The 17361-nt window shown below is 71.5% G+C and carries 13 protein-coding genes; 7 read left to right on the top strand and 6 right to left on the bottom strand.

Annotated elements, in window-relative coordinates; genetic code table 11:
• Positions 1 to 145: 145 nt before the first annotated feature.
• A complete protein-coding gene (locus ABZS58_RS31110; protein WP_354786795.1) occupies positions 146 to 1312 on the bottom strand; it encodes an ROK family transcriptional regulator in 1167 nt (388 codons plus the stop codon).
• 46 nt (positions 1313 to 1358) lie between these two features.
• Between ABZS58_RS31110 and ABZS58_RS31115 the strand changes: the two genes are divergently transcribed.
• Positions 1359 to 2612, top strand: coding sequence for a Gfo/Idh/MocA family oxidoreductase (locus tag ABZS58_RS31115; protein ID WP_354786796.1), 1254 nt, complete (start codon positions 1359 to 1361; stop codon positions 2610 to 2612).
• Here ABZS58_RS31115 and ABZS58_RS31120 read toward each other — a convergent pair.
• Together ABZS58_RS31120 and ABZS58_RS31125 are read right to left on the bottom strand one after the other, a co-directional pair.
• Entirely contained in the window at positions 2609 to 5095 is a 2487-nt protein-coding gene (locus ABZS58_RS31120) for a DUF4832 domain-containing protein (protein WP_354786797.1), read from the bottom strand. The genes ABZS58_RS31115 and ABZS58_RS31120 overlap by 4 nt on opposite strands.
• A gap of 66 nt (positions 5096 to 5161) precedes the next feature.
• A complete protein-coding gene (locus tag ABZS58_RS31125; RefSeq protein WP_354786798.1) occupies positions 5162 to 7495 on the bottom strand; it encodes a carbohydrate-binding protein in 2334 nt (777 codons plus the stop codon).
• Between the two features lie 169 nt (positions 7496 to 7664).
• On the opposite strand from ABZS58_RS31125, the gene ABZS58_RS31130 reads away from it, so the two are divergent.
• From ABZS58_RS31130 to ABZS58_RS31155, 6 genes are all read left to right on the top strand, one after another.
• Positions 7665 to 8609, top strand: coding sequence for a sugar ABC transporter permease (locus ABZS58_RS31130; RefSeq protein ID WP_354786799.1), 945 nt, complete (start codon positions 7665 to 7667; stop codon positions 8607 to 8609).
• Between the two features lie 15 nt (positions 8610 to 8624).
• Positions 8625 to 9506 (top strand): carbohydrate ABC transporter permease, encoded by an 882-nt coding sequence (locus ABZS58_RS31135; RefSeq protein ID WP_354786800.1) that lies wholly within the window; start codon positions 8625 to 8627, stop codon positions 9504 to 9506.
• A 31-nt stretch (positions 9507 to 9537) separates the two neighbouring features.
• On the top strand, positions 9538 to 10869 hold the full coding sequence (locus ABZS58_RS31140; protein WP_354786801.1) for a sugar ABC transporter substrate-binding protein: 1332 nt from the start codon (positions 9538 to 9540) through the stop codon (positions 10867 to 10869).
• Positions 10870 to 10942: 73 nt separating this feature from the next.
• A complete protein-coding gene (locus ABZS58_RS31145; RefSeq protein WP_354786802.1) occupies positions 10943 to 12442 on the top strand; it encodes a glycoside hydrolase family 36 protein in 1500 nt (499 codons plus the stop codon).
• Between the two features lie 13 nt (positions 12443 to 12455).
• The gene (locus tag ABZS58_RS31150) at positions 12456 to 12797 is read left to right on the top strand and encodes a DeoR family transcriptional regulator (protein WP_354786803.1); all 342 of its coding nucleotides are present in this window, start codon (positions 12456 to 12458) and stop codon (positions 12795 to 12797) included.
• 141 nt (positions 12798 to 12938) lie between these two features.
• The gene (locus tag ABZS58_RS31155; protein WP_354786804.1) at positions 12939 to 13904 is read left to right on the top strand and encodes a helix-turn-helix domain-containing protein; all 966 of its coding nucleotides are present in this window, start codon (positions 12939 to 12941) and stop codon (positions 13902 to 13904) included.
• A 4-nt stretch (positions 13905 to 13908) separates the two neighbouring features.
• Here the strand turns inward: ABZS58_RS31155 and ABZS58_RS31160 are convergent, their stop codons facing one another.
• From ABZS58_RS31160 to ABZS58_RS31170, 3 genes are read right to left on the bottom strand one after another with little or no spacing between them, the layout of a single operon-like run.
• Entirely contained in the window at positions 13909 to 15297 is a 1389-nt protein-coding gene (locus ABZS58_RS31160) for an MmgE/PrpD family protein (RefSeq protein WP_354786805.1), read from the bottom strand.
• 49 nt (positions 15298 to 15346) lie between these two features.
• Positions 15347 to 16147: a cyclase family protein gene (locus ABZS58_RS31165; protein ID WP_354786806.1), complete on the bottom strand. Its 801-nt coding sequence runs from the start codon at positions 16145 to 16147 to the stop codon at positions 15347 to 15349.
• Positions 16147 to 17343, bottom strand: coding sequence for a CoA transferase (locus tag ABZS58_RS31170; RefSeq protein WP_354786807.1), 1197 nt, complete (start codon positions 17341 to 17343; stop codon positions 16147 to 16149). Before ABZS58_RS31170 ends, ABZS58_RS31165 begins: the two co-directional genes overlap by 1 nt.
• Positions 17344 to 17361: the final 18 nt, after the last annotated feature.

A 17361-nucleotide genomic window follows, 5' to 3' on the forward strand; every position in this document is an offset into this window, starting at 1 on the left:
TGGTCGACAGCATGTGTAACGGGAGCTTCGTTGCTGCGCAAGCCGCCACGCGGCATCGACAACCCTCGACGCAAATCCTTAACTCACCGGCATTGACCCCTGACTACACAAAGTCTTCCGGATCACGGGGGGCGCTGCGCGGTCGCTACCGGCGGGGGGCCACCGGGGCGCTGAGGCCGAGGGTGAAGAGGCGTTGGTCCACCTCGTTGAGGGCCAGCCGCAGGGCGCCCAGGGCGACACTGTCCGCTCCCAGCGTCGAGGCGCGGACGTCCGGCAGGCGCAGGCACAGGCGCTGCAGCTCGCGGCGGAGCGGGTCGAGGACCAGGTCGGCGGAGCGGGAGAAGCCGCCGCCGAAGACCACGACCTGCGGGTCGAGGGCCAGGACCAGGGCGGCGGTGCCGATGGCGAGGTCCTTCACGTAGCGGTTGACGGCGGTGCGCGCGTCGCGGTTGCCGTCGCGGGCGGCGTTGAAGACCCAGGCGGCGGCGTCGTCGGGGCTGACGGTGGCCGGCACGCCAGGGCACCGCTCCAGGTGGGACGGTGCCGTCAGCCAGCGGACGGCCTTCAGCGCGCCGATCTCGCCGGCGGCTCCGCCGTAACCGCGGCGCAGGACGCCGTCGATGATGAGCCCGGCGCCGTTGCGCATGCCGGCGAGGAGGAAGACGATGTCGTTGGCGTCGCGGGCGGCGCCCTGCCAGCGCTCGGCGAGGGCGGCGAGCTTGCAGTCGTTCTCCACGACGATGGGGCAGGTGAAGCGGTCGCTGAGGTGGGCGCCGAGGTCGACGGTCTGCCAGCCGGGCAGCGGTGTGAAGAGGGTGGTCTTGCCGCTGGCGTCGACGGGGCCGGTGACGCCGATGGTGACCGCCCAGATGTCCTGCTCGGTCTTGCCCGCCTCGAGCAGGCAGGTGGCCAGGATCTGGTCGAGGGCGGCGAGCCGCTCGCGGGGGTCGGCGTCGGCGGCGACGGTGCAGCGGGCGGTGTGCACCACGTTGCCGTCGAGGTCGGCGAGCAACGTCAGTATCTTGTGCGCGCCCACGTCGACGCCGATGACGTGACCGGCGGTGGCGCGGAAACGGTACCGCCGGGCGGGCCGCCCCACGACGCTGCTGCCGCCGGGCTCGACGACCGTGGCCCAGCCGCCGGTGACGAGGCCCTGGGCGATCACGTCGACCGCGGGCCGCGACAGGCCGGTGAGCTTGGCCAGCTCGGTGACCGTCGCCGGGGGCTGGTCGCGCAGCGCCCGGACGACCGACAGCGAGTTGAGCTCGCGCAGCCTGGACAGATCGGTGCCGCTGATGACCTGATCTGTCACAGTCCGCCCCCTTGACGTATCGTGCCGTCGGCCCGCCAATATTGCTATGGAGTTTACAAAGTCCTCAGGGGATCGCAAGCCCGTCACGATCGCCGTGGTCGGTGCGGGGCTGCGCGGGCGGCAGTACGCGCGGCTCGCGGAGCGCAACGGCGGCCGGATCGTGGCGGTCGCCGAGCCGGAGCAGGGCCGCCGGGCGGCATTCGCCAAGGCGCACGACATCCCGGCGCGAGGGGTCTTCGAAAGCTGGGAGGAGCTGACCACGAAGGTCGCGGACGCCGCCATCATCGCCACCCAGGACCGCCTGCACGCCGAGCCCGCCGTCAGGCTCGCGGGTATGGGGTACCACCTGCTGCTGGAGAAGCCGATGGCCCCCACCGAGCCCGAAGCGCGGAGGATCGCCGACGCCGTCGAGGCCGCCGGGGTCATCGGGGCGGTGTGCCATGTGCTGCGCTACACGTCGTACACGAAAGCGCTGAAGCGGGCGATCGCCGAGATCGGTGACCTGGTGAGCGTGCAGCACCTGGAGCCGGTCGGCTGGTGGCACCAGGCGCACTCGTTCGTCCGCGGCAACTGGCGGCGTGAGGACGAGTCGGGCCCGATGCTGCTGACGAAGTCCTGCCATGACCTCGACTGGCTGGCGTACGTGATCGGCGACACCCCGCGATCGGTGGCCTCCTTCGGCGGCCTGGCCCACTTCCACGCCGGCAACAAGCCGGAGCGCGCCGGCACGAGGTGCACGGACTGCGCCGTGGAGCCGCAGTGCCCGTATTCTGCGGTCCGGTTGTACCAGCTGGATGAATACAAGTGGCCCTTGGACGCGGTCATCGACGAGCTGGACCCGCACAAGCTCGAAAGCGCCCTGAGCAACGGTCCCTACGGCCGTTGCGTGTACGACTGCGACAACGACGTCGTCGACCACCAGGTCGTCGCCATGCAGTACACCGGCGGCGTGACGGCCACCTTCACCATGACGGCCTTTACGCCGATGCAGCGCCGGCAGACCAGGCTCTTCGGCACCCACGGCAGCATCGAGGGCGACGGCCGCCTCCTCCACGTCACCGACTTCCGCACCGGCACCACCAGCACCAGCACCACCAGCACCACCGGCACCACCGGCACCGGCGACGTCGGAGAAGGCCACGACGGCGGCGACGAGGGCCTCGTCACGGCCTTCCTCGCCGCCGTCGCCGCCGACGACCCCGGCCTGCTCAGCTCGGACATGGCGACCAGCCTGGCGTCGCACCGGGTGGTCTGGTCAGCCGAGCGCGCCCGGCTGACCAGCACCGTCGTGAGGATCTAGACGAAGGAGATGCTGTCGATCGTGAGGGTGCCGCTGCCGCCGTACCAGAAGCCCATCGCGAGCTGAGCGGGGTTGGCACGGTTGATGCCGTTGGCGACGAGGGGGATCCTGATGTCCTGGAACGTGTCCGTCAGGACGGGATGCCCGCCGCCGTCGAGGGTGTAGTCGGCGAACACCTTCGTGGTGCCGCCGACGCCGAGGTCGAAGTGGGCGGCGCTGCTGCCCTTGACCCGCATCACGAGGTAGGTGCGGCTGGACACGTCCACGCCGACGTCGCTGCCGAACCAGCCGCAGTTGTTGTACTGCAGGCTCAGCGCACCGCCGGCCACGGCGCCGCTGCCGCCGCCGTTGGTGAAGCAGTTGCCGCCGGTCCACTTCCCGAGGTCGTTCTTCGCCGCCGACGGGTAGGCGGGCGTGCCGTCGAAGTCGTCGACGACGAGCCCGGGCGGCGCCGGGGGAGCGGTCGCCGCGGTCAGCGGCGCCGACGCGGGGGAGAGGTTGCCGGCCGCGTCGCGGGCTTTCACGGTGTACGTGTAGGACCCGTCGCTCAGCCCGCTGTCCGTGAACGAGGTCCCGGTGACCGTGGCGGCCTGCGTACCGTTGCGGAAGACGACGTATCCGGTGACGCCGACGTTGTCCGTGGACGGGTTCCAGGACAGCGCGATCGAGGACGTGCTCGTCCCGGTGACGGCGAGGCCGGTCGGGGTGGACGGCGCCGCGCAGTCGGTGCAGCCGACGCCGACGGTCACGGCATTACTCGAAGCGGAGATGTTTCCCGCCGCGTCGCGGGCGGTGACGGTGTACGTGTGCGACCCCGAGGGCACCCCGGTGTCGGTGTAGGACGTGCCGGTGACCGTGGCCACCTGGGTACCGTCGCGGAGCACCGCATAGCCGGTGACGCCGACGTTGTCGGTCGCGCCCGTCCACGACAACGACGCCGAGGTGGCCGTCGTGCCGGTCGAGGTCAGCACAGGCGCCGACGGCGGGACGCAGTCCGCGGTGCACGAGCCGACCTGGATCGACGATGCGAGGACGTTGTACCCCTTCGCCGCGTCCCAGGTGCCGGTGTTGGCCAGCCGCACCGAGTACGCGGGGTTCCCGCGCAGCCCGGTCGCCTGGTCCGGCAGCCACAGCGCCAGCTTGTACGTCCCGGCTGTCATCGCCGGCAGCGTGACCGTCTGCGTCGGCACGGTGGCGGCGCCGGGGCGCCAGGTGCGCGGGTCGACGCCGGGCAGCGGCACGTTGTAGCGCTGGGATCCGTTGTCGAAGACGAGGAACGCGGGGCGGGGCTTGACGATGCCCGCGTAGCCGTCGTTGGACAGGTGCGCGGCGAACGTGAACGGCGCGCCGGCGACGGCCTGCGCGGTGAAGGTCGCGTCGAGCAGGCGCAGGCGGTAGCCGAGCTTGCGTTCGATGCGGGTGAACAGCGTCTCGGCCGGGTCGCTGCCGGACGCCGCGAGGTGCGCGGCCTTCCAGATGTCGGTGTTGACGGGCGCGTAGTCCTCGTTGATCTCCGTCCAGTGCTGTTGCGACAGTTCGTACTGGGCGCCGACCCCGGCGGCGTCGTTCGCGCCGCTGGCGTTGCAGGTCTCGCCGCCGACCATCGTGTTGCCGCCGGTGGACGTGAGCATGTCGTACACCCACTGCTTCTTGACCGCGACGTCGAACCAGCCGAGCCACGAGTTCTGGTCGTAGGTGCCCATGTCGGCGGTGTCGGCGAGGAAGCAGTCGTCGTGGAAGCCGAGCCGGTCGAGGTCCTGGGTGGTCATGAGGCAGTTGTCCGGCAGCGGGCAGCCCGGCGGCGGGGTGGTCCGTTGCCGGAACTCGTAGTTGAAGATGGGGTAGCGGATCGCGACCGGGATCGTCGCCGGGGTGCTGCTGAGCAGCTTCTTCACCAGCCTGTACCGGACCGGGGCCTGGCTCTCCTCCGACGACGCGGTGTAGGGGCTGGAGTGCCATTCGCCCCAGGCGCCGAAGAAGCCGGCTTCGATGTGCATGAGCACGTCGGCGTTGGCGGCGAGGACCGGGGCGAGCTGGTCGATGTGCCGCTCCATCTGCGGCTCGGTGACCGCGGAGTAGCCGTCCCAGACGTAGGCGACCCGCAGGACGAGCTTCATGCCCTGGGCGCGGATCGCGGCGAAGCCGGTCCCGAGGTTGGCCAGCAGCGCCGGCGGCAGGTCGCTGTTCTGGTATTTGTCGAGGTGCAGGTAGCTGTGGACGAGGGTGTTGCCGTTGGTGCGGGCCCGGGCGAACGTGCGGTCGAGCATGTCGGGGTTGAAGCCGGGGATGGTGTTGCTGGCGTAGTCGTTGACGGCGGGGTCGTCGATGATCTCGTACCGGTTGTGGAAGCCGCGCTCGGGGTTGGTGAACACGGTCGCGAGGTCGGCGGTGTAGGTGGCGGTGGTCGTCGGCGCGGCGGCGGTCGCGGCGCCCGGGACGAGGATCAGGGCAAGGGTGCACGCGGCGGCGATGAGCCGTCTCATGGGGCTCTCCTCGAATGGACCGGCGCCGTCCGAAGTGGACACTGTGGACGGCGCCGGCCGGGGGTGTCAGTTGGTGAAGGAGATGTGGTCGATGGAGATGCTGCTGTTGCCGCCGAACCAGAAGCCCATGGCGAGCTGGGCCGGGCTGCTCCGGTTGATGCCGTTGGCCACCATCGGGATCTTGATGTCCTGGTAGGTCGTGGTGATGACGGGGTGCCCGCCGCCGTCGAGGGTGTAGTCCGCGAACAGCTTGGTGGTGCCGCCGAGGCCGAGGTTGAAGTGGGCCTGCTCGCCGCCGGCGTTGCCCTTGACCCGCACGACGAGGTACGTGTACGCGGACACGTCGGTGGCGACGTCGCTGCCGAACCAGCCGCAGTTGTTGTACTGCAACGTGAGCGCCCCGCCGGCGACGACACCGCCGCCGCCGTTGGTGAAGCAGTTGCCGCCGGTCCATTTGGCGAGGTCGTTCTTCGCCGCGGACGGGTAGGCCGGGTTGCCGTCGAAGTCGTCGAGGCCGATGCCGCCGCCCCCACCGCCGCCGCTCGCGGACGTGGTGACGGTCAGCGGGCTCGACGCGGCCGACACGTTGCCTGCCGCGTCATAGGCCTGCACGGTGTACGTGTAGGCGGTCGACGCCGACAGCCCGCTGTCCGTGTAGGACGTGGTCGCGGTGGTGCCGACCTGGGTGCCGCCGCGCAGGACCCGGTAGCCGGTGACCCCGACCGCGTCCGTGGACGCGGTCCAGCTCAGCGACACGCTGCTGGCGGTCTTCGACGGTGAGGTGAGGCCGGTCGGGACGCTCGGCGCGGTGGTGTCGCCGCCACCGCCGGACCCGACCCCGATCGCGCCGAGGCCGAGCCACCCGTCGGCGTTCTGGGTGGCGTTGCCGAAGCGGAGCTGCTTCGCGGCCGGGCTGAGCGCCTCCAGGGGGTTCTTGACCCGCAGCACGAGCTGGTACGAGCCGGTCGCGACCCCGGTGAGGCTGACGCTCGACTGGAAGTACTGCGGGTAGCCGAAGTCCCGGTAGGTGGGGTCGGCGCCGACGCCCCAGTCGGGGAACGCCCGGATCTTCAGCGGCTGGACGGTCCGCAGGTCCCAGGGGGTGTCCCAGGTCTTGACCACGGTGCCGGCGGAGTTCTTCAGCCCGAGCGTCATCGTCCACGGGTAGTAGAACGGGGCGACGCCGTTGTTGACGAGCGTGACCCCGATGTTCGCGCTGCTGCCGGACACGGTGTTCTGGTAAAAGGCGTGGGTGGCGGACAGGTCGTAGCCCATCAGCCGGACCGCGGCGGCCACGTTCGGGTCGCTCGCGGCGTAGCTCTGGCTGGTCTGGTTGATCTTCCAGGTGGTGTGCTCCAGCTCGATGCAGGCCTTCATGGTGTCGACCTGGCCGGAGCCGCCGGGCCACGAGGAGAACGCGGAGCTCTGGATCTCGGGCCGGACCTCGCCGCCCATCGAGCTGGTGATCCATTTGTTCTCCACGCCCATGTTCAGCGCGCGCTGCAGCTGCGAGTAGCTCGCGCCGCCCATCGACTGCGGCAGGGTGACGCCCTGCAGCGGGGAGCCCTCCTTGTAGCAGAACGAGTCGTCGTGGTAGCCGATGTCGCGGGTGTTGGCGGCGCCGCCGGCGGAGTCCGGGTAGCGGATCTCCAGCTTCGTCTTGTTGAACGCCGTGTCGAACGCGGCGACGATCTGCGCGCCGTGCGCGTCGGTCGGCATGAGGTTCGGGTAGCCGTCGGCGGTGTCGGTGTCGAACGGCCACGTGTGCCATTCACCCCACAGGCCGACGATGCCGAGGTTGATGAACCCGATGCGGGGGTCGCCGTCGTACCGGGCACCGAACGCGGCGATGAAGTTCCCGAGGGCGCTGAGCAGGTACGGGCTGTCGTAGTCGGGGGACACGGTGCCCCAGAACGTGTTGTTGCGGTAGGTGACGTGCCCGTCGAAGCAGTGCGGGATCGAGTTGCCCGGGTGGGAGCCGGTCCCGCCCGGGTACTCCATGAAGAAGCGGATCGCCGCCTGGTTGCCGTAGGACGCGATCTCGTTGAGCGCGTTCTCCACGATCGTCCAGTCGTAGCTGCCGCAGTTCGCGGCGTTGGTCATCACCTCGGACAGCCCGAAGTAGCTCCAGGCGAGCGACCGGGGATAGCCGGTGTTCTGGTTGTCGCCCGGGAAGTAGAACCGGGCGAAGCCCTTGAGCGGATTGTCCAGCGGGCTCGGGGCGGCGGTGAGCGGGTGGTCGGTCAGGGCCGGGCTCGGCGTGGCGGGCGGAGCCGGTCTGGCCGGCGGACCGGCGGGTGCCGCCGCGGCCGGGGAAGCGACGGCGAGCACGGCCGTAGCGGCGGCCGTGCAGAGTGCGGCGGCGAACGCGATGCCTCGCCGCCGCAGGGCGGTACGCATGGATGGGCCTCCGGGACGTGGGGTGTAGGTCCCCGTACCTCGGTCTGATACGAGGAGGTGTTGACAAACTTTCCCTGAGCTTCATCATTATTAACGGCCGTCCACCCCCCGCCGCAAGACATCAAACTCGAAGACTTTCGATGGACGAATCGAGGCACGGATCGTGACGATGCGTAACTCCCTGGCGGTGACCGCCCCGCCGGCGTCAGCCCCGCCAGACGGGCCGGTCATCGCGGGACCGCGCCGTCACCGCGACGACAGGCGGGTCGCCTGGCTGTTCCTGCTGCCCGTGCTGACCGGGTTCGCGGTGTTCTACCTGTACCCGACGGCGCGCGGGGTGTGGTACTCGCTCACCGACTACAGCCTGCTCAACACCCCGTCGTACGTCGGTGCCGACAACTACGCCAAGCTCGTCACCGACGCGCAGTTCTGGAAGTCGCTGCGCATCACCGGGTACTACGTGCTCGTCAACATCGGCTCGCAGACGCTGCTCGCGCTCGGCGTGGCCACGCTCATGCACCGGCTGACCCGCTCCGTCGTCCTGCGGGCCACGCTGCTGCTGCCGTGGCTGGTGCCCAACGTGACCGTCGGCCTGCTCTGGATGTGGCTGCTGGACGCCAACCTCGGCTTCGTCAACCACCTGCTGACCGCCGCGGGCCTCTCCAGCCGCGGCTTCCTCACCTCGCCGGACCTGGCGATGCCGTCGATCGCGCTCATCAACACGTGGGCCTACACCGGCTACACGGCGCTGCTGCTCTACGCCGGGATGCTGCAGATCCCGCCGCACCTCTACGAGAGCGCCGCGCTGGACGGCGCCGGCGAGTTCCGGATGTTCCGCATGATCACGCTGCCGCTGCTGCGCCCGATCCTCGCGCTGGTGCTCGTCGTGTCGCTGATCGGCTCGTTTCAGATCTTCGACACCGTCGCCGTGACCGAGAAGGTCGTGCCGGTCGGCGCCACCCGGGTCATCTACTTCTACATCTACCAGCAGGCGTTCACGTACTTCCACATGGGCTACGCCGCAGCGGTCGCGATGGCGCTCGTGCTGATCCTCGGCGTGCTCACCGCCGTGCAGATGTGGCTGCTGCGCGCCTCGCGCTCCGACCTGACCTGAGAGGGGCTGACACCCATGAAACGCCGCCTGACGCCCGGCCGGCTGCTGGCCTGGACCGCGCTGATCGCCTTCCTCGTGGTCACGATCCTGCCGTTCTACTGGATGGTCCGCACGGCGCTCACCCCCGCCGCCGACCTGTACACCGACAGTGCCGGCCTGGTGCCGCAGCACCCCACGATGATCAACTTCTGGCGGGTCCTCGGGCTCGTCGACGACAGGACGGCACGCGAGGCGGGAGGCTCGGGTGCGAAGATCAACTTCCTGCGGTACACCATGAACTCCCTCATCTACTGCGGGCTCATCGCGACCGTCCAGACCTTCTGCTGCGCCATGGCCGGATACGCCTTCGCCCGCCTGCGCTTCCCCGGCCGTGACCTCGTCTTCGGGGCCGTCGTCGCGGCGCTGATGGTGCCGCCGATCTTCACCCTGCTGCCCAACTTCGCGCTCGTGCGGCAGTTCGACGCCATCGACACCTACGCCGGCATGGTCGCCCCGTCGCTGCTGATGACCCCGTTCGCGGTGTTCTTCCTCCGGCAGTTCTTCCTCTCCGTGCCGCGGGAGGTCGAGGAGGCCGCCGTCATCGACGGCGCGAGCCGCTGGGGCATCTTCTGGCGGGTCATCGTCCCGATGAGCCGGGGCCCGCTCATCACCATCGCGCTCACCACGTCGGTGTGGGCGTGGAAGGACTACCTGTGGCCGCTGCTCGTCGGCCGCGGCGAGGACAACCGGGTGCTCACCGTCGCGCTCGGCGTCTTCCTCCAGCAGTCACCGAACACCCAACCCGACTGGACCGGACTCATGGCGGGCTCCACCCTGTCCGTCCTGCCGGTCCTGCTGCTGCTGATCTTCCTGGGCAAACGGCTCGTGCAGTCCCTGAACTTCACCGGCATCAAATGACACCCCCCGCCCTCCTTTGAAAGGGAGAACCATGTCCAGACTCCGTATCGCGGCGTCGCTGACCGTCGCCGCGCTCGCCTTGCCACTCGCGGCCTGCAGCGCCGAATCCGGCGACGACGGCGGCAACGTCACGCTCAACTACTGGCTCTGGGACGACAAGCAGCAGCCCGCCTACCAGGCGTGCGCCGACGAGTTCACCAAGGCCAACCCCGGCATCGCCATCAAGTTCACGCAGACCGCGTGGACGCAGTACTGGCAGAACCTCACGACCCAGCTGGCCGCCGGCGGGGCGCCGGACGTGTGGACCGACCACGCGTCGTACTACCCGCAGTTCGTGTCCAGCAACCAGATCCTCGACATCCAGCCGTACGTCACGAAGGACAAGGTCGACCTCGGCCAGTACCAGGCGGGCCTCGCGGACCTGTTCGTCAAGGACGGCAAGCGCTACGGCCTGCCGAAGGACTGGGACACCATGTCGCTGGTCTACAACACCAAGCTCGTCACCGACACCACCGGCCTGGACAAGCTCACCTGGAACCCGGCCGACGGCGGCACGTTCGAGCAGGCGATCGCGAAGGCCTCCGTCGACGCGCAGGGCCGCAACGGTCTCGACCCGGCCTTCGACAAGAACAAGGTCAAGGTGTACGGCTTCCTGCCCGAGTGGGCGGACGGCTCGCAGGGCCAGAACGGCTGGGGCGACCTCGCCGTCGCCAACGGCTTCACCTACCTCGACAAGAACCCGTGGGGCACGAAGTACAAGTACGACGACCCGAAGCTCGCGGAGACCATCGGCTGGTTCAAGCACCTCATCGACAAGGGTTACGCGCCCAAGTTCGACAAGCAGTCGACCCTCGGCCGGGACGCCGTCATGGACTCCGGTCAGGGCGCGTACACCATCGTCGGCTCCTGGACCATCGGCACCTACCTCGGCACCGGCGCCAAGCAGCAGTACGCGTTCGCCCCGCTGCCGACCGGCCCGGCCGGCCGCAAGACCGCCATCAACGGCCTGTCCGACGCCATCTACGCCGGCACCAAGCACCCCGAGCAGGCGTGGGCGTGGGTGAAGTTCCTCGGCTCGTCCGCGTGCCAGGACATCGTCGGTGAGAAGGCCGTCGTCTTCCCCGCCGTCAGGTCCGGCACCGACAAGGCGCTCGCCGCGCACAAGGCGGCCGGCCGCAACGTGCAGGCCTTCACCGACCAGGCGACCGCGTCCGGCGGCACGTTCTTCCTGCCGATCACCGACCACGGCAACGAGGTCAGCCAGATCGTCCAGGACGCCATCCAGTCCGTCGCGCTCGGCCAGGCCGCCCCGGCTGACGCGTTGAAGAAGGCCAACGACCAGGTCAACGGCCTGTTCAAGTAGCGCCTGCCCCGCTGTTCGAGCGGCGGGGTGCTGTGGCCGCACCCCGCCGTGACACCACCTGATGAGGAGAACCATGGCACAGCTCGTCGAGGTCGGCGGACACCGCTTCGCCCTCCAGCACTCCGCCGACGGCGCACCGCGCCCCGCCCCCGGCGGCGTCCTGCTGCCCCCCGGCCGGGTGGCGATCCTGCACGGCCTCGGCGACGCGTCGTTCTACCGGCACGGGCAGAACTCGTGGAGCCCGTGCGGCTGGCGGCGGCTGAGCGAACCCCCGCTGCGGGTGCCGAACCCGACCCGGCTGGTCACCGCCGACGATCCCACGTTCGACGACCCGGCGCGGCACCACTCCTCGGCCGTCGCCGCGCTGCAGGGCCCCGGCGGCGGCACCCTCCTGCTCGGCGCCCTCGGCCTCGACACGCCCAGGCTCGCCGCCGACCACGACACCATCACCGGCTGGTACGCCGGCGGGGGTGCTGACGGGGGCGCCGAATGGTTCCTCGCCTACGGCCCCGAGGAGGACGTCTTCGCCGCATACACCGACCAGCTCGCGTCGCGGTTCGGCGCCGGCACCCGCCGCGCCGGCAACGTGTGGTGCAGCTGGTACGCCTACTACGAGAACGTCACCGAGGCGCAGCTCACCAAGGACGTCGCCGACCTCGCCGGGCTGCCGTTCGACGTGGTGCAGATCGACGACGGCTGGGAGGAGCTCGTCGGGGACTGGCAGCCGAACGCGAAGTTCCCCAGCGGGATGCGCGCCGTCGCCGACCGCATCGCCGACGCCGGCTTCACGCCGGGGCTGTGGCTGGCCCCGTTCATCGCGCTGCCGCACTCCCGCCTCGCGCTCGAACGTCCCGAGCTGCTGTTGCGCTCCGCCGACGGGCGGCCGGTCGTCGCCGGGTACAACTGGGGCGGCCCCTACTACGCCCTGGACCTCGCCCGCGAGGACGCCCTCTCGCACGTCGCCGGGCTGATCCGGACCGTGGTGCACGAGTGGGGGTACCGCTACCTCAAGCTCGACTTCATCAACGCCGGCGCGGCGCCCGCCGCCGGCCCTTCGAGAGAGTCGCTCTACCGCACCGGACTGCGGGTCATCCGGGAGGCCGCCGGCGACGACGTCTACCTGCTCGGCTCCGGCGCGATCCTGGTGCCGTCGCTCGGCCTGCTCGACGGCCTGCGCAGCGGCCCCGACGTCGCGCCGATGTGGGACAACTACGCGTCGATCGACCCGTCGGACGCCACCGCCCGCAACGCCGTCGTCAACAGCGTGCACCGGCTGTGGCAGTCGCCGCTGGTCGAGGTCGACCCCGACGTCATCTACTTCCGCAGCAAGCTCAACCTGCTCACCACCCAGCAGACCCGCTGGCTGCGGGACCTCGCCGACGTGTGCGGCTTCCGGGCCGTGTCCGACCCGCCGAGCTGGCTGACCCCGGCCGAGCTCGAGGACATGCGCCAGTACCTGGACGCGAAGCCGGTGATCCGCCGCCTCGGGCGCTACCGGTTCTCCGTCGACGGCCGCGAGGTCGACTTCGGCCCGGCCGTCGCCACCGACGGTCAGTTGTATCCCATCTCGTGAGGCGGTGCCGCCGATGACCATGACGGAAGAGGCCGGGCCCATGCTGCCGGCCGTGCGCTACCAGCGCATCATCGAGCTGCTGGCGCGGTGCGAATACGTGACGATCACCGACGTGCGCAACGCGACCGGCGCGTCGCCGGCCACCACGCAGCGCGACCTGGCGCGGCTGGCCACGACCGGCGCCCTCGCCCGGGTCCGTGGCGGCGCGACCCGGGCGCCGGCCCCGCGCGGTGAGGCACGCCTGCTGGCCGCGTGCCTCACCCGGATCCGGCACGCCCTGGACCGCCACGACATCGACACCGTCGAGGACGCCCTGCACCAGGCCCTCGACGCCTGCGCCCGGCTCCGCCGCTGACCGGATCGGCCGCCCCCGTCAGCGGCCGATCCTGTCCGTCGGTGCGAGTCCACTGCATCGGCGCCCGGGTGGCAAACGGTTCGACGATCGTCGAACCGTTTGCCACCCGGAGCGATCGAGGCGCGTCAGTAGACTGGCCGCATGGTGTCGGTGATGGTCGGTGGGGAAGGCATTGCCAGGCTGCGGATGGCGGCGTCGCCGGCCGTGGAGACCCTGGCGTGGTTGTGGCTGACGGCCCGCGGCGCCCGGCACCGCGAGTTCGGCGACCCCGGGCCGGCCGCCCGCTTCGCGCTGCGGGACCGGGACGTGGCGCTGCTCGGCAAGGCGGTCCGGGCCGCCGCCAGATACTCGCCGGACCTGCTCACGCCGAGCCCGTCGATGCTGGGCTGGGACGAGGACCGGCACCACCAGCTGGAGCGGATCCGTGCGACGCCGGCCGGCGTGGCCGTCGAGCAGCTGCTGGACCCCCGGCTCGGGGACCAGTCCCGCGAGGTCCGGGACGCCCTCGACGACGGGTCGTTCGCCAGGCGCGCCGCCGACGGGCTGCACCGGTTCTACGACACCGTCCTCGCCGAGCAGATCACCGGCATCCGCGACGCCCTCGACGCGGAGCTGGCGGCGCGGGGGCGGCTGATGGCGCGGTACGGCATCGGCCACGCCCTCAACACGCTGCACCCGTCGGTCCGGTGGACCGGCACCCGGATCGAGCTGACGGTCTCCTGGAAGCAGGACTACGAACTGCCCAGATCGGGCCTGGTGTTCGTGCCGACGATGCTCGGCTGCCCGACCCTCGCGGTGCAGCTGGACGACCTCGACAACGCCTCGGTCGAGTATCCGCTGTGGGGCAGGCTCGCCCCCTCGGCGCGCTCCGCCGGGCTGATCCAGCTCGTCGGGGTCCGCCGGGCCGCGATCCTGCGCGACCTGGACGAGCCGCGGTCGACCACCGAGCTCGGCCGGCGGCACGGGCTGAGCAAGTCGACGGTGTCGCACCACCTCAACGCGCTGTACCGGGCCGGTCTCCTCGCCCGCGTCCGCAAGGGCAAGGTCGTGCAGTACAGCCGCAACCACGACGGCGAGCACGCGGTCGCGCCCTCGGCCCTCCGCTGAGGCCTCAGGGTCGCAGCAGCGTGTCCACGGCGGGGAGGCCGGGCAGGGCGGTGGTGCGGGCCGCGAGGGCGTCGGCGTCGGCGGGGGACAGGACCCGGGTGGCGTTGAGGCGGAACTTGCGGGCCAGGTCGGCGGGGGAGAGCGGGGCCCCGGCGCTGCCGAGTGAGGCGTCGACGCGGTGCTCGTGGACCTGCCCGGCGGCGCCGACACGCAGGACCGCGGCGAAGGCGTGCGGGAAGATCCCGGTGGCGCGGTCGTCGCGCACGCAGCGGACCTTCGCGGCCAGGGCGAGCCGGTCAGGGTCGAGCGGCCCGGTGAAGTCGTCGAGGCCGACGCCAAGGCCGCCGCCGCCGAGCAGCGCGGTCGCCACGGTGTACGGCCCGGAGAACTTCCCGTGGTAGGTGCTGCGCGGGTGGGCCTTCTCGGCGACCGGTTCGGCGATGGTGCGCAGCGTCGGGGCGGCCACGCCGAGCTCGATCCAGTCCACGGTGGACGCGTCGAGGCCGGCGGCGCGCAGCGCGAGGGCGCAGTCGATGCCCGGGTGCGTGAAGTGGTTGGACGGATACGGTTTGAACGCGGTCCGCAGCAGCTCCCACCGGGTGCCGAGGTCGCCCAGCAGCGCGTCGTCGTCGTGGCGGCCGTCGGTGTACGCGGCGAAGAAGCCGAACCTGCCCTCCAGCACGGTCGGCGGGCCGGTGAGCCCGTCGGCGGCGAGGTAGGCGGCGGACACGCCGGCGTGCGCGGCCCAGCCGCAGTGCAGTTTCTTGACGGTGCCGCCGGTGCGGTTCGCCTCGATGAGGCCGGCGCCCATGCTGGCGGCGACCCCCATCGCGGACGCGACGCGGGGCGCGTCGAGGCCGAGCAGCAGCGCCGCCGCGGCCGCGGAGCCGATCGCGCCGCAGATCGAGGTGGCGTGCAGGCCGCGTTCGAAGAAGATGCTGTTGGCGATCGCCGGGTCGTACGCGGCCATGCCCAGGCGGTTGGTCAGCTCGACGCCGGCGGCGACGGCGGCGAGGACCGCGGCGCCGGACGCGCCGGTGGCCTCGGCGGTGGCGAGGACCGCCGGGACGACGGACGCGGACGGGTGCAGCACCGACGGCAGGTGCGTGTCGTCGAAGTCCAGCGAGTGCGCGAGGGTGCCGTTGACGAGCGCGGCGGCCGGGGCGGGGAGCCGCTCACCGGTGCCGATGACGGTCGCCTCGGGGGTGCCGCCCCACCGGCGCACCGACCGCAGGACGGCGGGCGCGGCGTCGGCGTCGGGGTCGCCGTGGGCGGCGAGGGCGAGCCCGAGGATGTCGAGGACCCGGGCCGGCACGTCGGCGACGACGGCCCCGGGCAGCGGCTCGTCCCGGCAGGCGACGGCGAACTCGGCGAGCCGCTCGACGGCCGTCATGCCGCACCGCCGGCGCGCCGGCCGTCCGTCGCGTGGACGGCGGCGGTCGTCATGCCGCACCCCCAGCGGCGGGGAGGATGGCGAGGGGGCGGACCGGGGCGCCGGTCGCGCCGACGATCGGCAGCGGGTTGAGGATCAGCAGGCACTCGCGGGCGCCGGTGTCCAGCAGCGGGTGCAGCCGCATCGTCTCCACGATGTGGACGCCGCGCTCCACCAGCAGCATCCGGTGCACGGGCAGCACCGCGTGCCCCTTGCCGGCCGGGATGTGCTCGAACGCGATCGTCTCGCCCCCGACGACCCGGACCTGCCGATCGGCGAGCCACGCCCCGGCCCCGACCCCTGGGCCGGGCGTGCCGTCCCGGTGGCCGATGAACGCGTCGTGCTCGTCCCACCGGCGGGACCACCCCGTGCCGATGAGGACGGCGTCGCCGGGACGTACGTCGGCGGCGCAGGCGTCGAGGTCGGCGGCGGTGATCTCATAGCCGGCCGGCAGCACCGGCACGCCGTGCACCCGGGCGACGTCGAGGACCACCGCGCGGCCGACGAACACCTCGAAGGACTCGATGCCGTGGGAGGTGAACCCGAGGTGGGACTGCACCGAGGCGGCCTCGACGCCGCCGTGGAGCACGCCGTCCTGCGACACGTGGGCCAGGGCGTCGACGTGGGTGCCGACGTGGCCGCCGGTGACGATCAGCTCGTTCGCGGCCGAACCACCGTCGGGGCGGACCAGGTCGCCGTGGCGGCGCTCCAGGGCCATCCGGAACGGCGGGTGGTTGGGCGACTGCGGCATGCCGCGGCGCATCGGCTGCGCCAGGTCGAGCACGGTCGCGCCGGCGAGGAACCCGAACATCACAGCACCCCGTCGGCGTGCAGCTTCTCGACGTCCTCGGCGCTGAGACCCAGGCGGTCGCGGAAGATCTCCTCGTTGTGCGCGCCGAGCCTCGGGCCGGTCCACCGGATGTCGCCGGGGGTGGCGGACAGCCGGTACAGCACGTTCTGCATCCGCACGGGGCCGAGGTCGGGGTCGTCGACGGCGCGCAGGGTGCCGAGCGCGGCGTACTGCGGGTCGGCGAACACGCCGGCGATGTCGTTGATCGGGGCGACCGCCGCCTCCGCGGCCTCGAACGCGGCGACCACGTCGGCGGCGTCGCGCTGGGCGATCCAGTCGCCGACGTAGCCGTCGAGGAGGTCGGCGTGCAGGGCGCGGGTGGCGCCGGCCGCGAACCACGGCTCGTCGATCACCTCGGGGTGCCCGACGAGCCGGAGCACGCGCTCGGCGACGGCCTGGGCGGACGTCGAGACGGCGAGCCACTTGCCGTCGCGGCTGCGGTACGTGTTCCTCGGCGCGTTGTTGACACTGCGGTTGCCGGTGCGTCCCTGGACGACGCCGAGCTGGTCGTAGACCATGGGCTGCATCCCGAGCAGGGTCAGGATGGGCTCGATGATGGCCAGGTCGATCACCTGCCCCTTGCCGGTGCCGTGCCGGGCGAGCAACGCCGTCGTCACGGCCTGCGCGGTGGCGATGGCGGCGATCCCGTCGGCGAGGCCGAACGGCGGCAGGGTCGGCGGGCCGTCGGGCTCGCCCGTGATGGCCGCGAAGCCGCTCATCGCCTCGGCCAGGGTGCCGAAGCCGGGGCGCGACGCGTAGGGGCCGAACTGGCCGAACGCCGTCACCCTGGCGATCACGAGGCGCGGGTTGACCTCGGCGAGGACGTCGGGGCCGAGGCCCCAGCGCTCCAGGGTGCCGGGCCGGAAGTTCTCGATGAGCACGTCGGCGTCCGCGAGGAGGCGTTTGAGAAGCTCGGCGCCGGCGGGGCGGGACAGGTTGAGGGTGGCGCAGCGCTTGTTGCGCCCGAGCAGCGTCCACCACAGCGGCACGCCGTCCTTGGCGGGGCCGTGGCCGCGGGAAGGATCACCCTTCGCGGGATGCTCGATCTTGATGACGTCGGCGCCGAAGTCCCCGAGGATGGTGGCGGCGAGGGGGCCGGCGAACAGGGTGGACACGTCCACGACCGTGATCCCTGCTAAGGCGGGCTGCAGTTCCACCAGCAGAGCCTAACGGCA

Source organism: Dactylosporangium sp. NPDC005555 (genome assembly GCF_040605635.1).
Lineage (GTDB): Bacteria > Actinomycetota > Actinomycetes > Mycobacteriales > Micromonosporaceae > Dactylosporangium.